Genomic DNA, 25,529 nt, shown 5'->3' with positions numbered 1-25,529 from the left:
ATAATCTTGTTCCCTTATATTTTCGTAAAGTTCCTTACAAAAGTATTTGATAGCAAAATACCTAGAGTTTCTTTCCAAGTGATAGTAAAGACACGGGAACCAGAAGTTTAAGAAAAACAGCATATGGTGGTGGTGAGGAAGCATATGAAAGAGAGTATAAAAAAAGAGGGAATCGAGTGGTTCAAAGCTTTTGCTTTGGGGATTGTTATTTTCGCATTTATCAGGATTTTCTTTTTTTCAAATTATGTAGTCGAAGGGGAATCAATGCTTCCGACCTTGGAGGAAGGCAACAAGGTTGTGGTCAATAAATTCGGGGATGATGTTGATGAACTTGAACGTTTCGACGTCATTGTCTTTCATGCAAATGAAAAAGAAGACTTCGTAAAGCGAGTCATTGGCCTTCCGGGAGAGAAAATTGAATACCGGGAGGATCGGCTGTATGTCAACGGAAAGAAGGTATACGAACCCTTCTTGAAGCAGTACAGGGAAGAATCACTTGGAGGCTATCTGACAGGAGACTTTACGCTGGAAGACCTGACAGGCGTGAAAAGAGTACCAGAAGGAAAGCTTTTTGTCCTGGGAGATAACAGGCTTGGCAGCTGGGACAGCAGACAATTTGGTTTCATTTCTGTAGATCAGGTTGTCGGAAAGGTTAATTTGCGGTACTGGCCGCTGGAAGAGATGGCCGTAACATTTTAGTCGAAGCTGTTCGACTTTTAGAATAGCATGGAAAAAGAAATGGAAGGACTCGGCAGATTTCGAGTCTTTTTTTATTTCCCTTATGTTAGAATAGCATTAATATTATGAAAATAAGGCGGAGATTATATGCAGGGGACATTGCCGTTAATCAAAACAAAGCTGATTGTTCCTACACTTCAGGAGCAATGGATTCGTCGCGCAAAATTTTCGAAAAAAATGAAAGCGATTACTGAAAAACCGCTGACGATCATCCAGGCTGGTGCTGGCTATGGAAAAAGCACTGCATTAGCTATGTTTGTTAAGGATGAAAACCAAACCTGCTGCTGGTATACCATCTCCTCATCCGATGATGAAATCCTTCCGTTCCTCTCTTACTTGACTGCCTCCATTCAAACGGTATTCCCTGAATTTGGAAATGAACTGTCTTCTTATATTAAAAATATGGATCGATACATAAGAGAAGAAGAACTAAGCATGCTTTGCTCCATCTTCATCAATGAAATCCTGCAAATTGAAGAACCAATCACGGTCATTCTGGATGACTTTCATGCGATTGAGCATTCATACCATATCAATATTTGGATTGAAAAGCTCCTTGAGCATATCCCGGGACATTTGCACCTAGTCCTATCCACCAGAACAAGGCCGGGATGGAAAATCCTCGCTAAAATGAGGGTGAAAAATGAACTGAATGAGCTTTCAAAGACGGATTTGGTATTTGGCCAAGACGAAATCGAATTATTATTATCCGAGTATTATGAGCTTCAAATTACAGATGATCAAATTGAACATCTTTATAAAATAACTGAGGGATGGGTAATTGCAGTAGGAATGATCGCGCAGCAAATCCCGCATTTGCAAAGTCTGGATCAACTCTTGACGGAACCTTCAAAATCGCTGGAGGATTTATTCCAATACCTTGTGCACGAGGTATTCTCGAAACAGCCGCCGATGATCCAGCAATTTCTGGAGCAAACCTGCATCTTTGAAGAAATCAGTCCAGATGTATGCGATAGCGTTCTTGGAATGAATGGCTCATTACAGATGCTTCAGCAGCTGACCGCGAAAAATTTGTTCATCCATCAGGTTGGAGACAATCAATTTCGCTATCATGCTTTGTTTCGGGAATTTCTGGAGGACAGGCTCATGCTCAGCCAGCCAGAGAATTATCGGAGACTGATGCTGAACAGCGCCCGCTATTTTGAAAAAAATGGGCAGTGGGAAGAGGCTTTATTTTGCTATGAAAAAATCGGGCAATATGATGCAGCCGCAGCCATCATGGATGAGCAGGGCATGCAGCTGCTGGAAAGGGGGAAGCTCAAAAACTTGAATGAGCGTCTTTCCAAAATTCCTCAGCAGGAAAAAATGCGCTACTGTACCCTACTATTTTTGGAAGGGGAAGTATATCGCTATCGGTCTCTATATAAACAGGCAGAAACAAGCTATGACCTGGCTATCCAAACGGCTGACAAATTCGGTGATATGGAATGGAAAAGCAAGGCGCTAGAAGGGAAGGCCAAAATCTATCTTGATACTATTCAGCCTTTAAAAGCAGAACGTATACTCGCGCAAGCAATTGAACTTCGTGAAAAGGCATTGCCAGAAGAATCAGCAGAGGAAACTGGCAGGCTCTATCGGATGCTTGCAGAAAATCTGATTAATTCTGGTCAGGCTTTGAAGGCTGAAAAATGGATTGAACGTGCAAGGGCAATTGGCGTCCCGATTGAGGACGGCAATCTTGAAGCAAGACTGTACTTAAGAACAGGCCGTTTTGAGGAAATGCGAAGAATTTTGGCGTCAGTGAAGGAAGTTCATGCTTCAGCTGATAAGCAGCTTCTGCCTCAATCACATAGGGAGACAGACCTGCTATTGGCTTTGATCGAGGCATTTACAGGTAATGGGCTCCAGGCAAAAGCATTATCTCAATCAGGTATACAGCACGGAATTAATGTCCAGGCTCCATTTGTAGAAGCTTGTGGATGGATCAGGATGGGCCATGCTGTCCAGTTGATGGATCAATATGATTTGCAGCTCGCAGAAAAGTGCTATGAAACGGCGCTTGAGATTATGGGACGGTTAAATATGGAGAGGGGAAAAGCAGAACCGTTGATGGGTCTGTGCATTCTCTATGGCAACAGGCGCGAATATGAACGTGCAGCTGAGGCAGGAAGGAAGGCGCTGCTTGAAACCGAACAGGTGAAAGACATTTGGCTGTCTTCGTTGATTACGCTTTGTATGGCGATAGCAGGAATTCACAATAACAAATTTCAGGAGGCAAGGGAGGACCTGCGAAAAGCGGAGGATCTTTTTAGCCAGTGCGGGGATGAATATGGAAAAATGCTCCTGTCTTTTTGGAATTCCTTTTACTTTTATTTGAAAAATGAGGAGGAAGGATTCAAAGCTTCCTTTACAAGATTTTTAAAATTGATGAAATCAGGAGGATATGAATTTTTCCTCAAAAAAAGGACGACTTTTGGTCCGAGCGACCTGCAAGTTTTTGCTCCAATGCTGATTGATGCTGTGAAACAGTCACTTATGCCATCGTATGCGGAAAAGCTGCTTGAGGATATGAACCTGCCCCGTTTAAGCGCGCATCCCGGCTATTCATTGAAGGTTCAGATGCTAGGCCAATTTAGGGTTTGGCTCGGAGACCGTGAAGTGGAGGACAGAGATTGGCAAAGAGGTAAAGCAAAAGAATTGTTTCAGTTATTTTTGACGAAGCGCAGCCAATTTCTTATGAAGGAAGACATTTTCCAGATTCTTTGGCCGGAACATCTTGAAAAGAATGCAGACAGAGATTTCAAGGTTGCCCTGAATGCTTTGAATAATGTCCTGGAGCCTGCGCGTAAAGCAAGGTCTGCCCCATTCTTTATCATTAGGGAAGGAACTGGTTATGGCATAAATCCTCAGGCGGTTCTCAATTTGGATTCGCAATTATTTGAAGACTGGGCAGAGTCAGGATTAGAGGAAATAAATATAGAAAAATCAATTGAAGATCTTGAAAGAGCCTTGTTTTTGTATAACGGAGACTTCTTGCCGGAAAGAAGGTACGAGGACTGGTGCATCAATGAACGTGAACGCCTTCTCGTATACTTTTTGCGAAGTGCAGAGAAACTGGCGCAGCTGAATGTAAGAATGGAGAACTATGATTCTGCGATTCACTGGTGCCAGAAAATCCTTCATAAAGACCGGACTTGGGAGGAAGCATACCGATTATTGATGTTTTGCTATTACCGCAAAAACAATCGCCCTCAGGCAATCAAATGGTATAAGAAATGCTGCGAAGTCCTTGAGCAGGAATTAGGCGTTACTCCGCTTGAGCCAACCAGGCATATGTATGACATGATTATTCAGGGCAATAATGTCTAAGAAGGAATTACGATAATGAAAAAAAGACAAATTCATAGTTCATTAAAAGTGTTAGTAGTTTCAGATATTGAAAGAGCAAAGAACTACTATTCCGAGGTGTTAGGCTGCGAAGTGACGGACTGGTGGGTGCTGAGGGATGGCTTTACGGGACTTGCAATAAAACTGCTCGAGGCCCGGGATCCAAAAGATGTTAAGCCAAATCCTCCTGCAAAAGGAATGGAGCATGGTATTGACCTGTATTGCTATGTAGAGAATTGGCAGGCACTGGATGAGCTTTACAGGGAGTTCAAAGCTAAAGGAGCAAAGATTGTATTTGAGCCATGGGTAGATGAAAACAATGGCCCATGGAAGGAGTTTGCCCTCACAGATCTGGATGGATATTGCATCGCTTTTAGAGGTACAGACGGTAACTAATCTTTGATTAGACAACTGTCAAAATTCGATCAAAATAGCTTTTAAGTATCAGCCATCGTGCAGGATATGTCTCTGCAAAATCGTCAATTGAGTTCCTTGAATACATCAGCAGACAATCTAACTGCCTTTTATGAAGTTTTAAATCATAAAGAAGTGCGTGCGGGATGGTGTAATGCGTGTATAGCTGATAAGGATTCAATTTCACGGGCTCCATGCGGGTTGCTTCAATGTAATTCAGCAATGCCTGCTTCTGGATTGCGATACTTTCTTCACGTGAAAAATCATTTATATGAATCTGTTCATTTATATAATAGATCCCCTTCATAAAATAAATCCCCTCCCAGGCTATTGGCAACTAAGTACAGTTATTGCCATTTTCATGGGAGGGGATACTTTATTGTTCTATATTTTCAACCATTGATTTCTGCAATAGTTTTAATGCTTCTCTTTTTGAGAGCGGAGACAGGGTATGGCTGTTAACAAAATTTATCGTAAAAGCAGGATTGGTTTTACCGTATTCTCTTAATGCCCAGCCAATTGCTTTATTAATGAAAAACTCCTTTGATCCCAATGACCTTTCAATGATAGAAGAAAGCAACTCCTCATTTGTTTTATCCTTATATCCAAGTTGAAATAGAATAGCTGAACGGATTAACCAGAAATTTCCTGACTCAAGCCAGGTATCAATTGTTCCAAGCTTCTCAGGGTACAAGGAAAAATACTTCCCTGCATGGTGTCTGGCAATATGATCTACAGAATCCCACCAGGATTTTGTAGTAATCATGAATTCAATCAAACCGAGATCGCTTGACCGAATGTTTTTAATCATTTTATCCATGATGTAAAGTCCGGCTATCTGCATTTCTCTTTCCTCAAACGACCATAAAGCTTTGATTGTATCCACTAATACATCTTGGTCAGGGAGACCGTTCTTTGCGATGTATTCTTTAACTAAACCTCTTGAAAGAGGAGCGCGCAAACCAAAGAATTCAAACTGGTTTCGCATATATTTGCTCAGCCTTACAGCCTCCTCTTCATTTCTATGCTCCTGCAAGACAAGTCTCAGTTTTTCTGCATATTCAGTTGCCGTCACGAAAATACCTCCGCTTTTTATTATGTCCTTATTATATTTCATCCGCCTTCTAAGGTTAAGAGGATTATGTTTTTAGAGATGTAACTCATTTGTAACTTCCTTTTTTTAAGATGAAGTCAAAGCTTGGTGAGCTTTTAGTTAACCATTTTAAAGGGGGAAAGGAAATGAAAGCTTCAAAACGGAATTTTGCCTTATCTTTTATGCTGATTTTAGTACTGCTGTTCGCGAGTGCCTGCTCTGGATCATCGGGGACAGAGAAAACAGCCGGTTCAGGTGAAAAGGATAAAAAAGAAGAACCAAAGAATACTGAACCAATCAAGATTGGTGTTCTTGCTTCTCAGACAGGCGGCCTGGAGGCATACGGAAAACAAACTCTTCGCGGCTTCGAGCTTGGGCTTGAATATGCGACAAATGGCACGAACGAAGTTGCTGGCCGCAAAATCGAATTTATTGTGGAAGATACTGAAACAAAGCCAGAAGTAGCAGTCCAAAAGGCAACAAAGCTTCTTGAAGAAGATAAAGTGGATTTCCTTGTCGGATCTTCTAGTTCAGGTGACACATTAGCCGTGCTGCCACTGGCTGAAGAATATGAAAAGATCATGGTTGTCGAACCTGCGGTCGCAGACAGCATCACTGGCTCGGAATTCAATGAATATATTTTCCGTACAGCTCGTAACTCTTCGCAGGATGCAGTAGCAGGTGCAGCGGCAATTGCAAAGAAAGGCGTGAAAATCGCAACTCTTGCTCCAGATTATTCATTTGGACGTGACGGCGTAGCAGCATTTAAGGAAGCAGCGGAAAAATTGGGTGCTGAAATCGTTCATGAAGAATATGCAGATCCTGCTGCTACAGATTTTACTTCTAATATTCAAAAAATCATTGACCAGAAGCCTGATTACCTTTTTGTCGTTTGGGCTGGGGCTAACTCTCCTTGGAACCAGATTGCTGACATGAAGGTACAGGAAAAAGGCATCAAGATTTCAACAGGTGCTCCTGATATCGCAGCCCTTGCAACAATGCAGCCGCTTGTAGGCATGGAAGGCTTCACGGTTTACTACCACGACCTTCCTCAAAATGACATAAACAAATGGCTTGTTGATGAGCATAAAAAGCGCTTTAATGGCGAGCTTCCTGATTTATTCACTCCAGGCGGTATGAGCGCTGCGATCGCGATTGTCGAAGCTCTTAAGAAAACAGAGGGCGACACAGATTCCAAGAAATTGATTAAAACAATGGAAGGCATGAGCTTTGAATCTCCAAAAGGCAAGATGACATTCCGTGCAGAAGACCATCAGGCACTTCAGGCACTATATGCGATCAAGCTTGAGAAGAAGGATGGAGTGGACTATCCAGTACCTGTTCTGATTCGTGAACTTTCGCCGGAAGAAACGGCTCCTCCAGTCCGCAACTAAAACACTCATAATGAACTTCGGTACTTTTCACCGGAGTTCATTATGCTTTTCTCTATGGCACTTTTCGTTAACAATGTCACTTTTACGAGTCATGATGATTTTTGATTCGGGAACATTTCGAAAAGTGCAAAAGGCCGAAAAAGAATAGAGGATAAAATGCTTATCCGAGAAGCATGAAAATAGCTTAATCAAATAAGGGTGGTGAATAAAGTGGCTGCAATATTAGAAACAAAAGACTTGAGCATCACGTTTGGAGGGCATACGGCCGTTGATTCTGTCAGCATCTCGGTCCCGCAAAATCATTTTAAATCCATCATTGGTCCGAACGGGGCAGGAAAGACGACTTTCTTTAACCTGCTGAGCGGGCAGCTTATGCCAACAAAAGGACAGGTCATGTATAAAGGCAGCGAAATCACAAAGCTTTCTCCAACGAAAAGGACGAGGGCGGGGATTGGTCGGTCCTTCCAGATCACCAATGTATTCCCTAATCTAACAGTGATGGAAAATGTCCGATTGGCGGTGCAGTCACATGCTGGAGTCCGATATCAGATGCTGAGGCATTTCAAGGCGTTCAATAAATTTGAAGAGGAAGCCGCAGAGTGGCTGAAGCTTGTTTTACTTGAAGACAAAAAGGATGCCCTCGCAAGGAACCTTGCCCACGGTGAAAAAAGGAAGCTGGAAATCGCGATGCTTCTTGCCTTGAATACGGAAGTACTGCTCCTTGATGAACCGACTGCAGGCATGTCGCTCGAAGAGGTCCCGGCGATTCTTGAAGTCATCCGTAAAATTAAACAAAGAGGCGACCGTACGATCATCTTGATCGAACACAAGATGGATATGATCATGGACCTTTCAGATTCCATTATGGTTCTATTCAACGGGACCCTGCTTGCCGATGGGACTCCAGAAGAAATCATGAAAAATGAAACAGTCCAGTCTGCTTATTTAGGAGGTTTGCACAGTGAGCACGCTGCTAAAACTTGACCAGGTTGAAACATATATCGGCCAGTACCACATTCTTCAAGGAATTTCCTTTGAAGTACCAAAGGGGGAAGTAACTGTCCTGCTGGGAAGGAACGGTGCCGGAAAAACGACTACTTTAAGGACGATCATGGGCTTGAACCAGGCATCAAAAGGCTTGATTCAATACAAAGACGAAGAAATCAAAGGCCTGCCAACCTATACGATTGCCAATAAAGGCATCGGCTATGTTCCCGAGGATCAGGGGATTTTTGGTGAATTAACGGTTGAAGAGAATATTAAAGTGGCTGTCAAAAAGGAAAATGATGAAACACGCCAAAGGTTGGATTATATTCTTGATCTGTTTCCAGACCTAAAACGGTTTTGGAAAAAGCCAGGTGGCCTCTTGAGCGGCGGGCAAAAGCAAATGCTGTCCATCGCACGTGCTTATGTCAACGACAATGAACTCCTCTTGATTGATGAACCAAGCAAAGGACTTGCGCCAATTGTCGTGGAAAAGGTGATGGAATCTATCCAGCAAATGAAGGAAAAGACAACGATTATACTGGTGGAGCAAAACTTCATGATGGCCAGTACGATTGGCGACAGTTTTTACATCATCGATGATGGCCGGACTGTTTCAAATGGCCCAATGAAAATCCTGCGTGAAGATGAAGAAATGAGAAGGAAATATCTCGGGATTGCATAGGAAGGGAGGAAGAAATAGTGGATGTCCTAATTAGTTTAAGTCTTAATGGCCTGGCGACAGGAATGCTGATCTTCCTGCTGGCTGCAGGCCTGACCTTGATATTCGGCTTGATGGATGTGCTGAATTTTGCACATGGCGGACTGTTTGCCTGGGGAGCCTACAGCGGCATCTGGATCTACACCTCGACGGGAAGCTTTCTTATCGGCATTATCGGCGCCATTTTAACAGGGATGATTCTTGGAATCATTACAGAACGCTGGATCATTAAACCTGTTTATGGGAACCATGTCCAGCAAATTTTAATAACGCTCGGATTGATGCTGGTGTTATCTGAAATGTTAAAAGTAGTCTGGGGGCCAAACCAGATTTCTGCTGCTACTCCTGATTATCTTTCAGGAAGCTGGGAGGTCGGCAATGTCATTATCATCAAATATCGTGCATTTATCATAGCAGTTGGATTTGCGGTGTTCCTTGCAGTCCAATTCCTGCTTAAAAAGACAAAAATCGGTTTGGTAGTACGCGCCGGGGTTATGAACAAGGAAATGGTTCAATCGCTGGGAATCAACATCCAAAAGGTCTTCATGTTCGTGTTCATGATTGGTGCAGGCATGGCGGCACTTGGCGGAATGCTTCTTGGACCATATTCCGGCGTCATTCATGCCGATATGGGCATGGAATTTGCCATTCTTGCTTTCATCGTCGTAGTCATCGGTGGAATGGGCAGCTTCTCCGGATCGGTTATGGCAGCAATTTTAGTCGGTTTGTCTGGTTCCTTCATGGCGTATTATGTGCCGGATCTTGCTCTTGCTGCAAATATGCTGCTGATGGCAGTAGTTCTAATCTTCAGGCCACAGGGCTTGTTCGGGGCAAAGGGGTGAGCGGGGGATGACAAAAATGCTTTCTAACCGTATGAATATTTTTTATCTGATCATCGCTGTGTTTTTAGCGATACTTCCTTTTGTCTATGATTCACGAAGCATGCTGATCCTGCTTTCCCAGGTTTTCATCTTTGCAGTCCTGGCGATGAGTTATGATATCCTGCTCGGCTATACAGGCATTGTCTCATTTGGGCATGCGATGTTCTTTGGAATCGGCGCGTACACAGTCGGTGTTTTCATGAAACGATTCGAGCCGGAAACAAGCTACTTCCTGCTGGCGGTTCTGGTAACGATTTTATTGACCGCCCTGGTTAGTTATTTTGTCGGCCTGCTGACATTAAGACTAAAGAGCCACTTCTATGCGATGCTGACAATGGCGTTTGCAGGCTTGTTCCTGGTCCTCGCTGAAAAATGGCGTACGGTCACTTATGGCAATGATGGATTCACCTTCAGGGTTCCGGACTTCTTAAAGGACCGTACTGATTTTTACCTGATCTGCCTTGCCTCGATGGTGATTGTTTTTATTCTCCTCAGAAGATTTACCAATTCGCCTCTCGGAAGGGTATTGCAGGCAATCAGGGAGAATGAACAGCGCACGGAATCGCTTGGTTACAGTGTTCTTCAGTATAAAATCATTGCGAGTGTCGTTTCTGGTGTACTAGCTGGAATCGCTGGGATTTTGTATGCTGTGTCACTCAGATTTGTAAATACCAGTGTATTCACGATGGATATCACGCTTGACGCATTGCTGATGACAATCATTGGCGGAGTCGGAACTCTGATTGGTGCAATCATCGGTGCGGGTATCATTGAGTTCTCGCATCACTGGCTGACCGAGCTGGCGAAGGTTCACTGGATTTTTGAAAGATGGATCATTTTCTTTGGCATTATTTATATACTCGCTGTCATGTTCTTCCCGATGGGCATCGTCGGTTCCCTGCAAAAGCTGAAGTTCAGCAGGAAAAAGAAGCCGGCTGTCCCGGTTAAATCAGAAGCCGTAAGCCAGGGCGACTCATGATGGAAACGAAGCAGATCACATCATTCGTACTCCGTTTCCAGCTGGCGGACATCGAAATGGACAGCGGAAAAAAATGCTGGAGAGTCAAAGTCACCCATGTACAGGATGAAAAAGAAGCCTTGTTTGATTCAGTAGAATCAGCAATGGAATTTATTAAAGAGATTGTTGGAGAAGGTTAGATTTGTTGGTTTGAAAGTGCTGTATGGTTCGTTAGAACGATACAAGGGCGTTAAAAGCCTCTTTGATGTTCCAATGAGGGCCATTGGAACAATGAATGAAGAAAAAAGCATGATTGATGTTCCAATAAGAGCTATTGGAACAATGAAAGGGAGAAAAAAGCTTGATTGATGTTCCAATAAGGGCCATTGGAACAATGAAATGAAGAAAAAAGCTTGATTGATGTTCCAATAAGAGCCATTGGAACAATGAAGGGGAGAAAAAAGCTTGATTGATGTTCCAATAAGAGCCATTGGAACAATGAAATGGAGAAAAAAGCTTAATTGATGTTCCAATAAAGGCCATTGGAACAATGAAATGAAGAAAATGGCACTCCTGATGTTCCAATAAGGATTTAAAGCTGAGAAAGTACACACAAACAATTTTTCACATTCAAAATTAAGCAAGCTAGCAATGACACTGCTTTTTAGGCAGTGTCCACTATTTTCACGGGGGGAAGAGCAGTGCAAATAGGGATTGTAAGTACGGGGATCTATCTTCCCGAAACATATATATCAGGTACAGAAATTGCAAAATTGGCAGGAATTCCAGAAGCAGTTGTGGAAGTGAAAATGGGAATCAAGAAAAAGCCTGTTCCGGGACCGGATGACCATACTTGCGAGATGGGAATCAAAGCTGCGAGAATTGCAATTGAAAAAGCAGCTATTGACCCATTAGACATAGACCTGGTCATCTATATTGGCGAGGAATACAAGGAGTATCCTTTATGGACAGCAGGCATCAAGCTTCAGGAAGAAATTGGCGCTAAAAACGCCTGGGCGTTTGATACTGCTTTAAGATGCGGCACAACAGTGATGGCCTTGAAATTGGCTAAAGGGATGATGCTCTCGTATCCTGAGATCAATACAGTCCTGCTCGCAGGCGGCTACCGTAACGGCGACTTCATAGATTATGAGAATCCGAGGACACGCTTCATGTATAACCTTGGAGCCGGAGGAGGGGCTATTTTATTGAAAAAGGGCCACAAAGAGAATCTCCTGCTTGAAACAGAAATGATTACAGATGGTTCTTTTTCCGAGGATGTGGTCGTTGTTGCAGGCGGAACGAAAAATCCGATATCTGCTGAAAATCTTGAACGCGGATTGTACCAGCTTGATGTATTGGATCCTCAAGGGATGAAAGACCGCCTGGAGCAAAAGTCGATGGTTAACTTCCTAAAGGTGATAAGGGGCTCCGTACAAAAGAGCGGATTTTCTGATAAAGAAATCGCTTATGTCGGCATGCTTCATATGAAAAGATCAGCACACGACTATGTTTTGAGCGAGCTTGGCTTAGCAGACTCGAATTCTATTTATCTTGAAGAGTATGGCCATATCGGCCAGATTGACCAGATTCTATCGCTGGAGTTAGCCGAAAGTTCGGGAAAGCTGAAGGACGGCGATATTGCAGTTCTTGTCAGTGCCGGAATCGGATATGCATGGGGTGCCACAACCATACGCTGGGGAAAGGGTGAGTAGTAATGGAAAAAACGGAAGCTCAGGCAGTCGAAATTAAGAAAGTGGATTTGCCAAATGGAGAGACGATCGCATACCGGGAACGGGAAGGTGGCGTGAAAAACGTTCTGTTGATTCATGGGAACATGACTTCATCGAAGCACTGGGATTTGCTGATTGACAAGATGGATTCTGCTTATAAAATTTACGCACTCGACATGAGAGGCTTTGGTGAATCAAGCTACCATAAACCAAATATGTCGATCAAGGATTTTTCGGATGACGTAAAATTGTTTGTCGATGAAATCGGCTTGAAGGATTTTTCAATCATTGGCTGGTCGACAGGCGGGGCTGTTGGAATGCAGTTTGCTGCCGATTATCCTGGCTATTGTGAGAAGCTCATTTTGCTGGCATCTGCTTCAACCCGCGGTTATCCTTTCTTTGGCACAAGCCCGGAAGGCCAGCCGGATGTAAACAATCGGATAACCTCCTATGAAGATGTTAAAGCGGACCTTGGCAAGACAGTCGCTGTCCAAACTGCATATGACCAGCAGAATAGAGCGTTTTTAAAGGCGATGTGGAATATGCTGATCTACACGAATCGTCAGCCGGATGGAGAGCATTATGAAGAGTATGTTGACGATATGCTGACTCAGCGCAATCTAGCGGAAATCTATCATTCTCTCAATACTTTTAACATTAGTGCTGTAAATAACGGGTTAATGGAAGGCACGAATCAGGTGAAGGACATCCAGATACCTGTCCTTGTGCTTCGAGGTGACCGTGATTTGGTCGTCACACAGCGGATGACAGAAGAGATTGTCGAGGATTTTGAAGGCCGTGCTAAATTTGTGGAATTACAGGATTGCGGACATTCTCCGCTGGTGGATGATTTAGCGCAGCTTCAGCAGCATATCGAAGAATTTTTAGCAGAATAGGAAGGTGAGCTTATGAGATTGAAAGATAAGGTTGCGATCATTACAGGCGCTGCTAACGGAATCGGCTTGGCAGCGGCGAAGACCTTTGCTAAAGAAGGAGCAAAAGTGGCATTAGCAGACTTTGACGAGGCAACAGGAACACAGCGTGCAGCTGAGCTGTCTGAAGAAGGATACGAGGTAGCATTTTTTCAGGTGAATGTAGCAGACAGAAGCAGCGTGGATGCCATGGTTCAAAAGGTTCTTGGACAGTTTGGGAAAATTGATATCCTGGTCAATAATGCTGGAATTACAAGAGATGGCATGCTGCACAAGCTAGCAGTCGAAGACTTCCAGAAAGTTGTAGACGTAAACCTGACTGGAGTTTTTAATTGTGCCCAGGCAGTAGTCCCTGCATTGGTCCAGCAAGGCTCAGGCAAGATCATTAATACTTCATCTGTTTCAGGAGTGTATGGCAATGTTGGGCAGACCAATTATGCTGCAACAAAAGCCGGTGTAGTCGGGATGACCAAAACATGGGCAAAGGAACTCGGCCGCAAGGGAATAAACGTAAATGCAGTAGCACCAGGGTTTATCGAAACCGGTATGACCGCCATAGTTCCGGAAAAAGTGCTAGATCAAATGAAAATGATGGTTCCGCTAGGGAGATTGGGTTTACCGGAGGACATCGCGAATGCTTATTTATACCTTGCTTCAGATGAATCCAATTATGTAAACGGAACAACCCTTCATGTAGATGGCGGGATTATGATGTAGATGGTGAAAAAGCGCACTTGTGGCGCTTTTTTTATTTGGGGTGTGGAGGGACGAAAGGCTCAACTGGTAATAAAATTGGTCCAACTGGTAATATATCTGTTTCAACTGGTATTAAATTCATATCAACTGGTATTATATCTGTTTCAACTAGTATTAAAATATGGGGATACAATCGTTCCAACTCAAAATCAATTGTACAATTGCGATTTATGTCGGTAAATCAGTCCAACTGGTGAAAAAGACAATTCAACTGGTGAAAAAACTGCTTCAACTGGTGAAAAAACTGCTTCAACTGGTGAAAAAATGATTCCAACTGGAGAAATAGTTTCCCCGCAACTAAAAAAAGTGTTTAAAAGGATTCATAATGATAAAAAAACTGCACTCATACCAATAATTTGTCCCTTCCAATCTTGAAATCCTTTACAACCGATATTAAATGACACAAAAAACATATATTTTTTACGATTTCAAACTGAAATTTAAATAATTTATAAGCAGCAGATTCTAAATCTTCATTAAAAAAACTGTTTAAACCCAAAAACTTCTTATGGATAAATTTTATAAGATTAACTTTCTATCAAAAGTGGTAAATGGTAATAAAAAGAATGAGGTGCTATACATGGAGGAAAAAAAACAAACTTATTACTTTAACATAGAAAGCGGCGAGGTATTGGATCAGCCTGCTGAGCCGGAGGGCCATTTTACCCTCATTGCTACTGGGGAGGAAATCAAGCATTTTCGTGAGTTCCTGGTTGAGAACTATAAAGCGGATTGGGAAACCTTCGGAAATGCTCATGTCCCTTTCAGAGATCCTGATCGTGAAAATGCGGAATATGATATGACGATGAAGGAAATTTATGCAATGGTTTACAAGCTTGGCGATGCTGAAGCGAAGAACCATGTTAGAAACATGGGAATTCTGGATGAACAGCAGCTGAATAGATAATCAAACTAGAAGCCACAGTCTCGTGCTGTGGCTTTACTTATAAATCTCAACCAATGGATTGTTTGTTGAGAAACATATCTTCACTAATTCCAATCATCAAATCACTCTCTTAGCGTTCTGTAACTAACCTGTAACTCTTATTTTCTAAAATGAATTCATCATGAACGAGAGAGGGAGAGATTGCGGTGAGGTGGGAGCTCGATTGGCTGGAAACGAGAGCGAGAATGACACCGGCGGCCCAAGCAATTGGTGATGCTGAATCGGATCATGCCTGGACTTTTAGGGAGGTCAATGATCGGGCAAAAGCAATAGCCATGTGGCTGCAGGAAAAAGGTGTCCAAAAGGGTGACAGGGTTGCGCTGCTCGCGCCAAACGGAATTAGTTACTTTGATTTGCTGTTTGCCTGTGGGAAAATCGGCGCTATTTTCGTGCCGCTTAACTGGAGACTGTCCGTCGATGAACTTGCCTATATAATTAGCGATTCGGATCCGCTGCTTCTTGCGTTCCATTCCAACTTTACCAATGAGGTTACGATGATATGGCAGCATGAGGCGCGCAGCCTTCCGATAGATGGAACACAATATGAATTGCTGATTGACCAATACGCTGGCCGTCTCAACAAGTCTAAGTTCAGGAACGCTGAAGTGAATGAGGAAGACCCGCTGGCGATGATTTATACCGGAGGAACGACCGGAAAACCGAAAGGGGCAGTCCTGTCACACCGTGCGATCATTTGGAACGGGATATCCACGGTTGTCAGCTGGAACCTGACGAATGAAGATAAGACGGTGACTTATTTGCCGTTGTTTCATACAGGCGGCCTTAATGCGCTTTCGATTCCTATATTGATGGCTGGGGGCCAAATTATTATTGCGAGGGAATTTGTCCCGGAACAAGCCATCGAGAATTTAATAAAATTCAAGTGTACAATCATCCTGTTTGTGCCGACGATGTATCATATGCTTGTGAAATCCGAACACTTTTACAAAGCTGAGTTCAAGGATATGAAAATATTTCTGTCAGGGGGTGCGCCTTGCCCGCTAGATATCTACGAGGCTTTCAAGCAGAAGGGGATGGCGTTCAAGGAAGGCTACGGCTTGACGGAAGCTGGGCCAAATAACTTTTTTATTGATCCAGCAGAGGCTGAACTGAAACGGGGGTCTGTCGGAAAACCGATGCTCTTTAATGCAGTCAGAATCATAAACGAGGAAGGCTGTGAAACAGTTCCCGGCGAGGTTGGGGAACTGGCGATACAGGGGAATCACTCTTTTTCCTACTACTGGAATAATAAAGACGCAACGAAAGACACATTAAGAGATGGCTGGTTATATACTGGTGACCTGGCTAAAAAGGATGAAGAAGGCTATTTCTATATTGTCGGCCGGAAAAAGGAAATGATCATTACCGGCGGGGAAAATGTTTTTCCGCTTGAAATCGAGCACTGGCTATGTTCACATCCATCGATTCAGGAAGCAGCTATAATTGGGATGCCCGATGATAAATGGGGTGAGGTTGTGACAGCCTTTATTGTCCGTGAGGAGAAAAGCGACCTTGAAGAGGCAGAGGTCAAAGAGTATTGCAGACAGAAGCTCGGTGGCTACAAAGTGCCAAAGCATATCCATTTCATTGCTCAAATGCCAAAAACGCATGTCGGTAAAATCGACAAGAAGCTGCTAAAGAATAATGCGTTGATTAAAAACACTGAAAAACAGAAGCCTGTCATATAGAAAACTATATTCCATAGGATTGTTGCAGGTAAATGAAAAGGCATTTCAATTGGCATCAGCTGATTGAAATGCCTTTTCTTCTTTTATAAATAAGCACAGGACAATGTTAAACAAAAACAGCGATGATAACAGCAGCATGACTCCTTTGAATGATAAAAGAGCTGCCACTGGCGGAGCGAGACTTGCGCCACTCAAAAGGATGAAGGAATAGAGCGATAGTGCTTTGGCCCGCTGTCTGCTGCCATAAAAGCCAATCAAGGTTATTGCTGTCGGAATCACAAGTGAGATGGAGGAAACGAAAAAAATCGAAAAAATAACTAAATGAAGCGTGGAATGAAGGACCAGCAGCATGAACGCACTCGTGGCACCAATTGCCAGGCCTCCAATCAATGTCCGCACCTCTCCCCATCGATCCATCATTTTCCCGGTGAAAAGCGATAAGGAAGCACCAATCAAGCCAACCAGTCGGATCATCAGCAGGTCTGAGGGCGGACCGATAAAGAACCTGCCGATTGAATCGTAAAATGCAATGATTGAAAATAGAAGCGAAAACGTAATGATAAAGCATTTCATCAAGCGCGAATCGGATAATAAGTTGAAAAAAACACTACATAGTGGCCTGCTTCCCACTTCAGGACTTGGAGATTCTTTTAGCAAAAAGTAAGCAATCGCAAACAGGACAAAATAGGCTCCAGAGAAAAAAATATAAACGCTGTTCCAGGAATACAGGCTTGCAAGGAAAGCGCTGGCGACCTGCCCAAAGATGCCAGCGATTAAAAACCCCGTATTGATTAAAACTACAAGGATGGTCCTTTGTCTGAAAGTGAATAAATCGTAGGAATAAGCAAATGCGACAGAAGCGAAGGTCGCAAGAGTGAGCCCCTGCAGCGAACGGGTGACCCAGAGGCTGATCGAGCCGGTGGAAAAGCCGACAGCAAGCGTTGTCAGCGCAGATGCCAAAAGTCCATAGACAAGGATTTTCCTGCGGCCAGTGAAGTCAGAAATTGGTCCAAAGGAAAGAAGCCCGCATGCATAGAAAAAGGTAAACAGCCCGCCAGCTAACACGACATGGGACTCGGCAATGGCAAGATTGTCCGCCAGAATGGAATAGATCGGAATTAAAGTATAAATATTGCTCGCAACCATAATTGCACATACCGTCAGAAGAATTGACACTTTTTGAAAAAGGGTCATTGATTTCACATCGATCACCTGCCAACAATAACATATGCATACACCCAACAGATTGTAGGTTGTTTTGGGAAAAATTAACGGAGTCTTTGCTTCCAAAACCAGGGGTAAAAAAGGTATAATAAATTCATATACAGAACAATTGTTTGGCAACAGAAATACATCCAAAGGCGCATAGAATGAAGCGCCTTTTTCAATTTTTATATGAAGAAAAATTCTATGCTATCATCAACATAAGAGACTTTAATTTTAATAGGGAGAAAGGGGAAGTCAGATGTCTGTACGTTTGGTATTAGGGCGCTCGGGGAGCGGGAAGACCGAGCTGATCATTCAGGAAATTAAGCACAGGCTTATTGCTGACCCGCAAGGCGACCCGGTCATCTATCTTGTTCCTGAGCAAATGTCGTTCTTGTCAGAATACCGGTTATCCACTGATCCAGAGCTCGGGGGAATGATCAGGGCGCAGGTGTACAGCTTTCCTCGTCTTGCCTGGAGGGTTCTTCAGGAAACAGGCGGATTCACAAGGCATCATTTGGATAGCGTCGGGGTCAGCATGATGATCCGCAAGATTATTGAGGATAAAAAAGACGACCTGAAGATCTTTCAAAAAGCAGCTGACAAAAATGGCTTCGTCCAGCAAATGGAACAGATGCTGATCGAGTTTAAGCGTTATGCAATCAAGCCGGAAGAGCTTGCGGGAAAAATGGCAGGTACTTCCGAGGGCAATAAAGCGCTTGGCGATAAAATCCATGACCTGGAGCTTGTTTACAGGCAATTTGAAGATGAGCTGTTTGGTAAATATATTGACTCAGAGGATTACTTCAGGCTACTTGCCGAAAAAGTGCCTGTTTCTGAGTACTTAAAAAATGCAGAAGTATATATAGATGGCTTTTACAGCTTCACTCCGCTTGAGTTGATGATTATTGATCAGCTGATCGGTACGTGTAAAAGAGTAACCATCGCCTTGCCAGTTGATGAGAATTTTAAAGACGAACAGCCGGATGAACTCCATTTGTTCAGGGTCACCGGAGAAACATGTCAAAACCTTCACGATATGATCAAGACAAAGGGGTATGACCTGGAAGAAGAAGTTGTTTTGACAGAACAGAAGCGATGGAATGAGGAGTCTTTAAAGCATCTCGAGAGCGAATTCGATTCCAGGCCAGCATCAAGGTTTAATGGAGAGGCCGCTATCCATATTGCCCAGGCCGCCAACAGAAGAGCCGAAATAGAAGGTGTTGCCCGGAAAATACGCGGACTTGCAAGAGTTAAGGGCTATCGATACCGGGATATAGCGGTGCTTATGAGAGGCAGCGACTATCGGGAAGTGCTTGAAACGATTTTTGATGACTACGGTCTTCCTTACTTTATCGACCAGAAAAGAAATATGCTGAACCATCCGCTGGTCGAGCTTGTTCGTTCAAGCCTTGAAACGGTCTTGGGGAAATGGCGGTATGAACCGATTTTCAGGGCAGTAAAAACGGACCTGTTATTCCCTGCTGGAGCAGACATCAACAAAATGCGCGAACAAATGGACATGCTTGAGAATTATGCTCTTGCCTATGGTATCCAAGGTGAAAAATGGACGAAAAAGGAACGATGGAAATACAGGCGGATCAGAGGCCTTGAGTTTGACGGTGCTGTACAGACTGATGCAGAAAAGCAGACAGAGCAGGAACTGAATGACCTGAGACTGCTCATTACAGCGCCGCTGATGAGGATGGCCCGGAGGCTGAAGAGGGCAGACACTGGACGGAAAATGTCTGAAGCGGTGTATTTGTTCATGGAAGAGCTTGATATTCCAGCCAAGCTTGAACTCTGGAGAATGGCCGCTGAACAGGAAGGCAGGCTCGTCGAAGCAAGGGAGCATGAACAAGCGTGGAATGCTGTTATTGACCTGCTCGATCAGTTTGTGGAAATGCTCGGATACAGCAAGGTAGCCCCTAAGCAGTTCGTCACAATCCTGGATGCAGGCTTTGAATCTTTGAAGTTTTCACTGATTCCTCCGGCTATTGACCAGGTGCTCATCGCAGACATTGAAAAGACAAGGCTAGCCGATATCAAGGTTGCGTTTGTCATTGGGGTTAACGAAGGCGTACTTCCTGCGAAGATGTCCGAGGATGGAATTTTCGGCGATGATGACCGTGATCTTCTGCAATCAAAGGGAGTAAAGCTTGCTCCGGGCAGCCGTACGAAATTGCTTGATGAGAATTTCATCGCCTATAAGGCGTTTGTTACGCCATCAGAGCTTCTTTATATCAGCTATCCAATTGCCAATGAAGAAGGAAAAGCGTTGATGCCATCCTCCTTTATCAAAAGGATATCAGACCTTTTCCCGGAGCATCAAACTCACTACTTCTTGCCTGATCCATCTGAATTGCCAGAGCAGGATCAGCTTGAATACGCAGCAGGAGAAAATGTGGCATTATCTTACCTGACTTCCCAGCTGCAGCTTAAGAAGCGGAATTATCCTGTCTACGATTTCTGGTGGGATATATACGATTATTATATGAAAGACCATCGCTGGGCGGACACTGCGCGTAAGGTTCTATCCAGTCTCTTTTACGAAAACAGGGCGAAGCAGCTGTCCGAAGATGTCAGCAAGGAGCTGTACGGAGAGCAAATTGAAGCGAGCGTATCAAGAATGGAGCTTTTCAACAGCTGCCCGTTCTCACACTATGTCCAGCATGGACTGAAGCTCCGCGATAGACAGATTTTCAGGCTCGAAGCACCAGATATCGGAGACTTGTTCCATGCAGCATTAAAAGAAATTGCCGAAACGGTTATGGAACAAAACCTCAGCTGGGCAAGCTTGACAAGAGTACAGGCTGAAGCACTAGCCAAGGATGCGGTTCAGAAACTGGCGCCGAAATTGCAAAACGAGATACTGCTCAGTTCGAACAGGCACCATTATATCAAGCAAAAGCTGCAAAATATCATCAGCCGTGCTTCACTAGTGTTAAGTGAGCATGCTAAGGTCAGCGGGTTCTCACCTGTGGGGCTGGAGCTTGGTTTTGGCCGACAGGGAAAGCTGCCTCCGCTTGCGTTTTCACTTAAGAATGGCACAAGGATGGAACTGATGGGCCGAATCGACCGTGTCGATAAAGCAGAGGATGATCATGGTGTATATCTGAGGGTTGTCGACTATAAATCCAGCGTGAAGGATGTCAATCTGACAGAGGTTTACTACGGGGTTGCATTGCAAATGCTCACCTATCTGGACATTATCATCACCCACTCGCCATTATTGGTGGGAACGCCAGCAGACCCAGCCGGAGTCTTGTATTTCCATGTCCATAATCCGATTGTCAATGCTTCAAAAATGCTGACCCTTGATGAAATTGAAGAAGAGATTCTCAAGCGGTTTAAAATGAATGGCTTGCTGCTTAACGATGAAAATGTCATTAGGCTTATGGACAAAAGCATTGATACAGGCAGCTCCCAAATCATTTCAGCTGGTTTTAAAAAGGACGGAAGCCTTCTTAAAAGCTCGAAGGTTGCGAGCAAAGAAGACTTTGATCATTTAAGGCAGTTTGTACGCAAGAAATATGTTGAAACAGGAAACGGAATCGTCAGCGGAATCGTTGATGTTTCTCCATATAAGCTCAAGGACCGCGCTCCATGCACATTCTGTTCCTTCAAGCCTGTTTGCCAGTTTGACCAGGCAGTGGAATCCAATGAGTTCAGGAAGCTTCCAGTGATCAAGAAGGAAGATTTGCTTGAAGCCTTGCGCCAGGATGAAAGCCTAAAGGTAAATGATGGCCTGAATGTAAACTCAGATAGATTAGAAGAAATAAAGAAACAAGATATTCTTGCATCAATCGGGGAGGAGGAAGAGGATCTTGGCTAAAATGAATATACCCCCAGTACCGGAAGGGGCAACCTGGACGGAAGATCAGTGGAAGGCGATCATGGCATCAGGACAGGATATCCTGGTCGCAGCTGCGGCTGGATCTGGAAAGACGGCTGTTTTAGTAGAGAGGATCATCAAAAAAATTACAGCGGAGAATGATCCCATTGATGTGGACGAGCTGCTCGTTGTGACGTTCACCAATGCTTCAGCCGCGGAAATGCGCCACAGAATTGGAGAGGCTCTGGAGAAAGCGATTGATGCCAATCCTGGTTCGATCCATTTAAAAAAGCAGCTTAGCCTGCTGAACCGGGCATCCATTTCCACACTCCATTCCTTTTGCCTTGATGTAATCAGGAAGTATTATTATCTGATTGATGTTGACCCAGGCTTCAGGATTGCTGATGAGACCGAGGGCCAGCTATTAAGAGATGAAGTAATAGAGGAGCTATTCGAAGAAGAATACGGAAAGGCAGACAACCAGTTGTTTTTTAACCTCGTTGATGCGTTCACGAATGACCGCAGCGACGAAGGATTGAAGGATATTATTGCAGACCTTTTTGATTTTGCCAGATCCAATCCATCACCCGATGTGTATCTCGATTCGATCGTTTCGATGTATGATGCTGCAGGAACATCGTCCATTGAGGACCTGCCATTTATGAAGGTTCTAAAGGCAGATATCGAGCTCCAGCTTCAGGGAGCAAAGCAACTCCTTGAACAAGGATTGGAGATTGCAAGAATGCCAGCGGGCCCTGCACCGAGAGCTGTTAATTTTACAGATGATCTCCATGTAGTTGAAACGTTATTGAATGCCAAAGATCAATCATGGTCTGAGCTTTATGAGGCGATGCAGCTTGCCAAATTTGACCGGGCAAAAACGTGTAAGGGCGATGATTTTGATAAGCAGCTGGTGGACAAGGCTGGAAATCTTAGGGACAAAGCAAAGAAAATTGTTCAGGATATGAAAAGCGAACTGTTTGCAAGGAGGCCGGAGAGCTTCCAGAAGGATATGCAGGAGATGAAACCATTGATTGCTGTCCTGATTGATCTGGTAAAGGAATTTTCACGCCGTTTTGGAGAAGTGAAGCAGGAACGCGGACTTGTCGATTTTTCCGATCTTGAGCACTATACACTGGACATCCTGACTGCACATCCTGAATCAGAAGGCGGGGAGCTAACATATGCCGCCATGCCGTCAGAAGCAGCGATTGCTTATCGCAAAAAATTCAAAGAAGTGCTAGTGGATGAGTATCAGGATACAAATATGGTACAGGAAGCAATCCTCCAGCTAGTGACATCAGATGGTGAATCGACTGGAAATATGTTCATGGTAGGTGACGTGAAGCAGTCCATTTACCGTTTCCGCCTTGCTGAGCCAAACCTGTTTTTAGGAAAATACAACAGGTTCACAGCGGATGGCGAGCAAACCGGTTTGAAAATTGACCTGGCCAAGAACTTCAGGAGCCGCAGCGAAGTCCTTGACGGTACCAATTATCTTTTTAAGCAAATCATGGGTGTCAAGGTTGGCGAGATTCATTACGATGAAAATGCTGAACTGAAAAAGGGAGCTCCGTATCCTGAGGATGAGTCATTCCCAGTCGAACTCCTGCTGATTGATAAAGGTAATGCCGGTTCGGGTGAAGCCGAAGCCGCAGAAGAAAATGAAGCAGCTTCAACGGAGTTTGACGCTGATGACCTCGAACAATCACAGCTTGAAGCAAGACTGATGGCGAAGCATATAAAAGAGATGGTTGAGGAGCGCAGGGGTGTCTATAATCCTAAGACGAAGACTTCTAAGCCTGTGAATTACCGGGACGTTGTCATCCTGCTCCGCTCGATGACATGGGCACCGCAAATCATGGAGGAGTTCAAGCAGCAGGGGATTCCGATTTACGCTAATTTATCGACCGGTTATTTTCAGGCTACTGAAGTGGCGATTATGCTCTCACTTTTAAAAGTGATTGACAATCCATATCAGGATATACCGCTCGCTGCTGTACTCAGATCTCCGATTGTTGGCTTGAACGAAGAGGAACTGGCGGTCATCAGGATTAGCCAGAAACGAGGCACTTTTTATGAGGCATTGTCAACCTTTTGCCTAAAAAAGCCGACAGCCGAAAATGAAGCTTTGCATGAAAAGTCACGAAATTTCTTTGATCGCTTAAAGAACTGGAGAACAGCAGCACGTCAGGGATCTGTTTCCGATTTAATCTGGCAGCTTTACAGAGAAACCAGATTCTTTGATTTTGCCGGTGGAATGCCAGGCGGAAAGCAGCGTCAGGCAAACCTGCGGGCCCTATACGACCGGGCAAGGCAATATGAGGCAACAACCTTCAGAGGATTGTTCCGATTTTTGCGCTTCATTGAACGGATGCGTGAACGCGGTGATGACCTTGGTGCAGCCAGGGCGCTTGGGGAGCAGGAGGATGTTGTCCGGATCATGACGATCCACAGCAGCAAGGGACTTGAGTTCCCAGTGGTGTTCGTCGCCGGTTTGGCGAGGAATTTCAACACGATGGACTTGAAGAAATTTTACATGCTTGATAAGGAATTTGGCTTTGCCGCTAAATATATTAACCCTGAAAAACGTATTTCTTACCCTTCACTGCCTCAGCTTGCCTTTAAGCGTAAGCATAAGATGGAAATGCTCGCTGAAGAAATGAGGGTGCTATACGTTGCTTTGACTCGGGCAAAGGAAAAGCTTTATTTAATAGGGTCAGTAAAGGATGCTGAAAAAACAATCAGCAAATGGCAGGATGAAGCAAGCCATCCAGAATGGCTTCTTGGTGAATATCTCAGAGCTTCAGCGTCAGGCTATATTGACTGGATCGGCCCTGCGGTCATCCGTCATAAGGATTGTGATTCGATAAGAGGCAGCGAGGCAAGTACTGCGCCTGTTGATGAAATCAGCAGCCATCCATCACGCTGGAAAATCGAAACGATAACGGCCGAGGAAGTGGCAACCTATGCTGATGAAAAGACTGAAGAGCACGAAAGCCTAATGGATCTCGTAGCAGAAGGGAAGCCGGTAAATATCAATTCTGCTTTATCAGAAGAGGTGCGCAATCAGCTTTCATGGAACTATCATTACAAGGAAGCAGCGACACACCGTTCGAAGCAATCCGTCACAGAACTGAAACGGAATCATGAAACAAGGGATGAGGGAAGCGGCACCCAAATGATCCGCCGTTTTACAAAACCAATCCTGAACAGGCCAAGATTCATGCAGGAAAAGAAATTAACACCTGCAGAACGCGGTACTGCGATGCATATGGTCATGCAGCATATCGACCTTACAAAACCTGTTAACGAACTTTCACTCGATCTGCAGTTGGAAAAAATGGTGGAGAGTGAGCTTCTTTTCCCAGAGCAAAGAGAGGCCATCGAGAAAAAATGGATTCTTGCCTTTTTTGAAACGGAAATTGGCAGTAGGTTATTGAATGCTCAGAAAGTAAGCAGAGAAGTGCCGTTCTATCTCTCGCTGCCAGCGAAGGAAGTTTACCCAGACTGGCAAGGTGAAAATGAACCGATTTTTATCCAGGGGGTCGTCGATTGCATTTTCCAGGACGAAAAAGGCACGGTGCTGCTCGACTTCAAGACAGACGGCATCCATGACCGCTACAAAGGCGGCTTCGAACAGGCAAAATCCATCTTAGAAGAACGCTATCGCATACAAATCAGCTTATATGCTAAAGCGATCGAACAAGTATGGAAACAGCCAGTAAATGAGAAATATTTATATTTCTTCGATGGCGGCCATCTGTTAGAACTTGAACAGGATTAATAATCTTATTTACGGCTTTGCTCCGTAAAAAATACTGAAAACCGGTCGGATGCGTACAATATTCCAGACCGGTTTTTTTGATTGCTGTGTTAAACTTGGCTGTTGATTTCCGTTC

Annotated in this window: 20 protein-coding genes; 17 read left to right on the top strand and 3 right to left on the bottom strand. The window is 44.1% G+C overall.

All coding sequences use genetic code 11. The features are described 5' to 3' along the window. Positions 1 to 144 precede the first annotated feature (144 nt). The 3 genes from lepB to V7654_RS09325 all read left to right on the top strand — a co-directional run bounded on the left by lepB (position 145) and on the right by V7654_RS09325 (position 4,482). Positions 145 to 699: a signal peptidase I gene (gene lepB, locus V7654_RS09335; RefSeq protein WP_335430070.1), complete on the top strand. Its 555-nt coding sequence runs from the start codon at positions 145 to 147 to the stop codon at positions 697 to 699. A gap of 126 nt (positions 700 to 825) precedes the next feature. Then, entirely contained in the window at positions 826 to 4,068 is a 3,243-nt protein-coding gene (locus tag V7654_RS09330) for a BTAD domain-containing putative transcriptional regulator (RefSeq protein WP_335430069.1), read from the top strand. 15 nt (positions 4,069 to 4,083) lie between these two features. Continuing rightward, positions 4,084 to 4,482, top strand: a complete 399-nt coding sequence (locus tag V7654_RS09325) for a VOC family protein (RefSeq protein WP_335430068.1) — start codon at positions 4,084 to 4,086, stop codon at positions 4,480 to 4,482. 7 nt (positions 4,483 to 4,489) lie between these two features. On the opposite strand, the gene V7654_RS09320 is transcribed toward V7654_RS09325, so the two are convergent. Further along, the gene (locus V7654_RS09320) at positions 4,490 to 4,807 is read right to left on the bottom strand and encodes a hypothetical protein (protein WP_335430067.1); all 318 of its coding nucleotides are present in this window, start codon (positions 4,805 to 4,807) and stop codon (positions 4,490 to 4,492) included. A 69-nt stretch (positions 4,808 to 4,876) separates the two neighbouring features. After that, positions 4,877 to 5,575 carry a DNA alkylation repair protein gene (locus V7654_RS09315; protein ID WP_335430066.1) on the bottom strand — a complete coding sequence of 233 codons (699 nt, stop codon included), beginning with the start codon at positions 5,573 to 5,575 and terminating at the stop codon, positions 4,877 to 4,879. 164 nt (positions 5,576 to 5,739) lie between these two features. On the opposite strand from V7654_RS09315, the gene V7654_RS09310 reads away from it, so the two are divergent. From V7654_RS09310 to V7654_RS09255, 12 genes are all read left to right on the top strand, one after another. Then, entirely contained in the window at positions 5,740 to 6,987 is a 1,248-nt protein-coding gene (locus V7654_RS09310; RefSeq protein WP_335430065.1) for a substrate-binding domain-containing protein, read from the top strand. 210 nt (positions 6,988 to 7,197) lie between these two features. After that, on the top strand, positions 7,198 to 7,971 hold the full coding sequence (locus V7654_RS09305; protein WP_335430064.1) for an ABC transporter ATP-binding protein: 774 nt from the start codon (positions 7,198 to 7,200) through the stop codon (positions 7,969 to 7,971). Then, a complete protein-coding gene (locus V7654_RS09300) occupies positions 7,949 to 8,656 on the top strand; it encodes an ABC transporter ATP-binding protein (RefSeq protein WP_335430063.1) in 708 nt (235 codons plus the stop codon). Before V7654_RS09305 ends, V7654_RS09300 begins: the two co-directional genes overlap by 23 nt. Positions 8,657 to 8,673: 17 nt before the next feature. Next, positions 8,674 to 9,534 carry a branched-chain amino acid ABC transporter permease gene (locus tag V7654_RS09295; RefSeq protein ID WP_335430062.1) on the top strand — a complete coding sequence of 287 codons (861 nt, stop codon included), beginning with the start codon at positions 8,674 to 8,676 and terminating at the stop codon, positions 9,532 to 9,534. A 7-nt stretch (positions 9,535 to 9,541) separates the two neighbouring features. Then, a complete protein-coding gene (locus V7654_RS09290; RefSeq protein ID WP_438825276.1) occupies positions 9,542 to 10,552 on the top strand; it encodes a branched-chain amino acid ABC transporter permease in 1,011 nt (336 codons plus the stop codon). Continuing rightward, the gene (locus tag V7654_RS09285) at positions 10,552 to 10,731 is read left to right on the top strand and encodes a hypothetical protein (RefSeq protein WP_335430061.1); all 180 of its coding nucleotides are present in this window, start codon (positions 10,552 to 10,554) and stop codon (positions 10,729 to 10,731) included. The genes V7654_RS09290 and V7654_RS09285 overlap by 1 nt, the downstream gene beginning before the upstream one ends. After that, on the top strand, positions 10,718 to 10,900 hold the full coding sequence (locus V7654_RS09280; RefSeq protein WP_335430060.1) for a hypothetical protein: 183 nt from the start codon (positions 10,718 to 10,720) through the stop codon (positions 10,898 to 10,900). Before V7654_RS09285 ends, V7654_RS09280 begins: the two co-directional genes overlap by 14 nt. A gap of 332 nt (positions 10,901 to 11,232) precedes the next feature. Continuing rightward, complete coding sequence (locus V7654_RS09275) at positions 11,233 to 12,246, top strand: 3-oxoacyl-ACP synthase (RefSeq protein WP_335430059.1); 1,014 nt, start codon at positions 11,233 to 11,235, stop codon at positions 12,244 to 12,246. Between the two features lie 2 nt (positions 12,247 to 12,248). After that, on the top strand, positions 12,249 to 13,160 hold the full coding sequence (phaZ, locus tag V7654_RS09270) for an intracellular short-chain-length polyhydroxyalkanoate depolymerase (protein ID WP_335430058.1): 912 nt from the start codon (positions 12,249 to 12,251) through the stop codon (positions 13,158 to 13,160). A gap of 12 nt (positions 13,161 to 13,172) precedes the next feature. After that, positions 13,173 to 13,913, top strand: coding sequence for a 3-oxoacyl-ACP reductase FabG (fabG, locus tag V7654_RS09265; RefSeq protein WP_335430057.1), 741 nt, complete (start codon positions 13,173 to 13,175; stop codon positions 13,911 to 13,913). A gap of 619 nt (positions 13,914 to 14,532) precedes the next feature. Beyond that, positions 14,533 to 14,859, top strand: coding sequence for a hydrolase (locus V7654_RS09260; RefSeq protein WP_335430056.1), 327 nt, complete (start codon positions 14,533 to 14,535; stop codon positions 14,857 to 14,859). A 185-nt stretch (positions 14,860 to 15,044) separates the two neighbouring features. Beyond that, a complete protein-coding gene (locus tag V7654_RS09255; protein ID WP_335430055.1) occupies positions 15,045 to 16,586 on the top strand; it encodes a class I adenylate-forming enzyme family protein in 1,542 nt (513 codons plus the stop codon). Between the two features lie 45 nt (positions 16,587 to 16,631). On the opposite strand, the gene V7654_RS09250 is transcribed toward V7654_RS09255, so the two are convergent. Next, positions 16,632 to 17,762, bottom strand: a complete 1,131-nt coding sequence (locus tag V7654_RS09250; protein ID WP_335430054.1) for an MFS transporter — start codon at positions 17,760 to 17,762, stop codon at positions 16,632 to 16,634. A 289-nt stretch (positions 17,763 to 18,051) separates the two neighbouring features. On the opposite strand from V7654_RS09250, the gene addB reads away from it, so the two are divergent. Together addB and addA are read left to right on the top strand one after the other, a co-directional pair. Continuing rightward, entirely contained in the window at positions 18,052 to 21,627 is a 3,576-nt protein-coding gene (gene addB / locus V7654_RS09245; RefSeq protein ID WP_335430053.1) for a helicase-exonuclease AddAB subunit AddB, read from the top strand. A gap of 1 nt (position 21,628) precedes the next feature. Further along, positions 21,629 to 25,414, top strand: a complete 3,786-nt coding sequence (gene addA, locus V7654_RS09240) for a helicase-exonuclease AddAB subunit AddA (protein ID WP_335430229.1) — start codon at positions 21,629 to 21,631, stop codon at positions 25,412 to 25,414. Positions 25,415 to 25,529 lie beyond the last annotated feature (115 nt).

Source organism: Bacillus sp. JJ1609 (genome assembly GCF_036967045.1).
In the GTDB taxonomy this organism is placed as follows: domain Bacteria; phylum Bacillota; class Bacilli; order Bacillales; family Cytobacillaceae; genus Mesobacillus.
The sequence above is the reverse complement of the archived record's forward strand: the minus strand, read 5'-3'. Positions and strand labels throughout refer to the sequence as shown.

Coding starts and splice junctions, on each gene's coding strand:
- lepB (WP_335430070.1), top strand. CDS start 145: ATGAAAGAGAGTATAAAAAAAGAGGGAATCGAGTGGTTCAAAGCTTTT.
- V7654_RS09330 (WP_335430069.1), top strand. CDS start 826: ATGCAGGGGACATTGCCGTTAATCAAAACAAAGCTGATTGTTCCTACA.
- V7654_RS09325 (WP_335430068.1), top strand. CDS start 4,084: ATGAAAAAAAGACAAATTCATAGTTCATTAAAAGTGTTAGTAGTTTCA.
- V7654_RS09320 (WP_335430067.1), bottom strand. CDS start 4,807: ATGAAGGGGATCTATTATATAAATGAACAGATTCATATAAATGATTTT.
- V7654_RS09310 (WP_335430065.1), top strand. CDS start 5,740: ATGAAAGCTTCAAAACGGAATTTTGCCTTATCTTTTATGCTGATTTTA.
- V7654_RS09290 (WP_438825276.1), top strand. CDS start 9,542: ATGACAAAAATGCTTTCTAACCGTATGAATATTTTTTATCTGATCATC.
- V7654_RS09285 (WP_335430061.1), top strand. CDS start 10,552: ATGGAAACGAAGCAGATCACATCATTCGTACTCCGTTTCCAGCTGGCG.
- phaZ (WP_335430058.1), top strand. CDS start 12,249: ATGGAAAAAACGGAAGCTCAGGCAGTCGAAATTAAGAAAGTGGATTTG.
- fabG (WP_335430057.1), top strand. CDS start 13,173: ATGAGATTGAAAGATAAGGTTGCGATCATTACAGGCGCTGCTAACGGA.
- V7654_RS09260 (WP_335430056.1), top strand. CDS start 14,533: ATGGAGGAAAAAAAACAAACTTATTACTTTAACATAGAAAGCGGCGAG.
- addB (WP_335430053.1), top strand. CDS start 18,052: ATGTCTGTACGTTTGGTATTAGGGCGCTCGGGGAGCGGGAAGACCGAG.
- addA (WP_335430229.1), top strand. CDS start 21,629: ATGAATATACCCCCAGTACCGGAAGGGGCAACCTGGACGGAAGATCAG.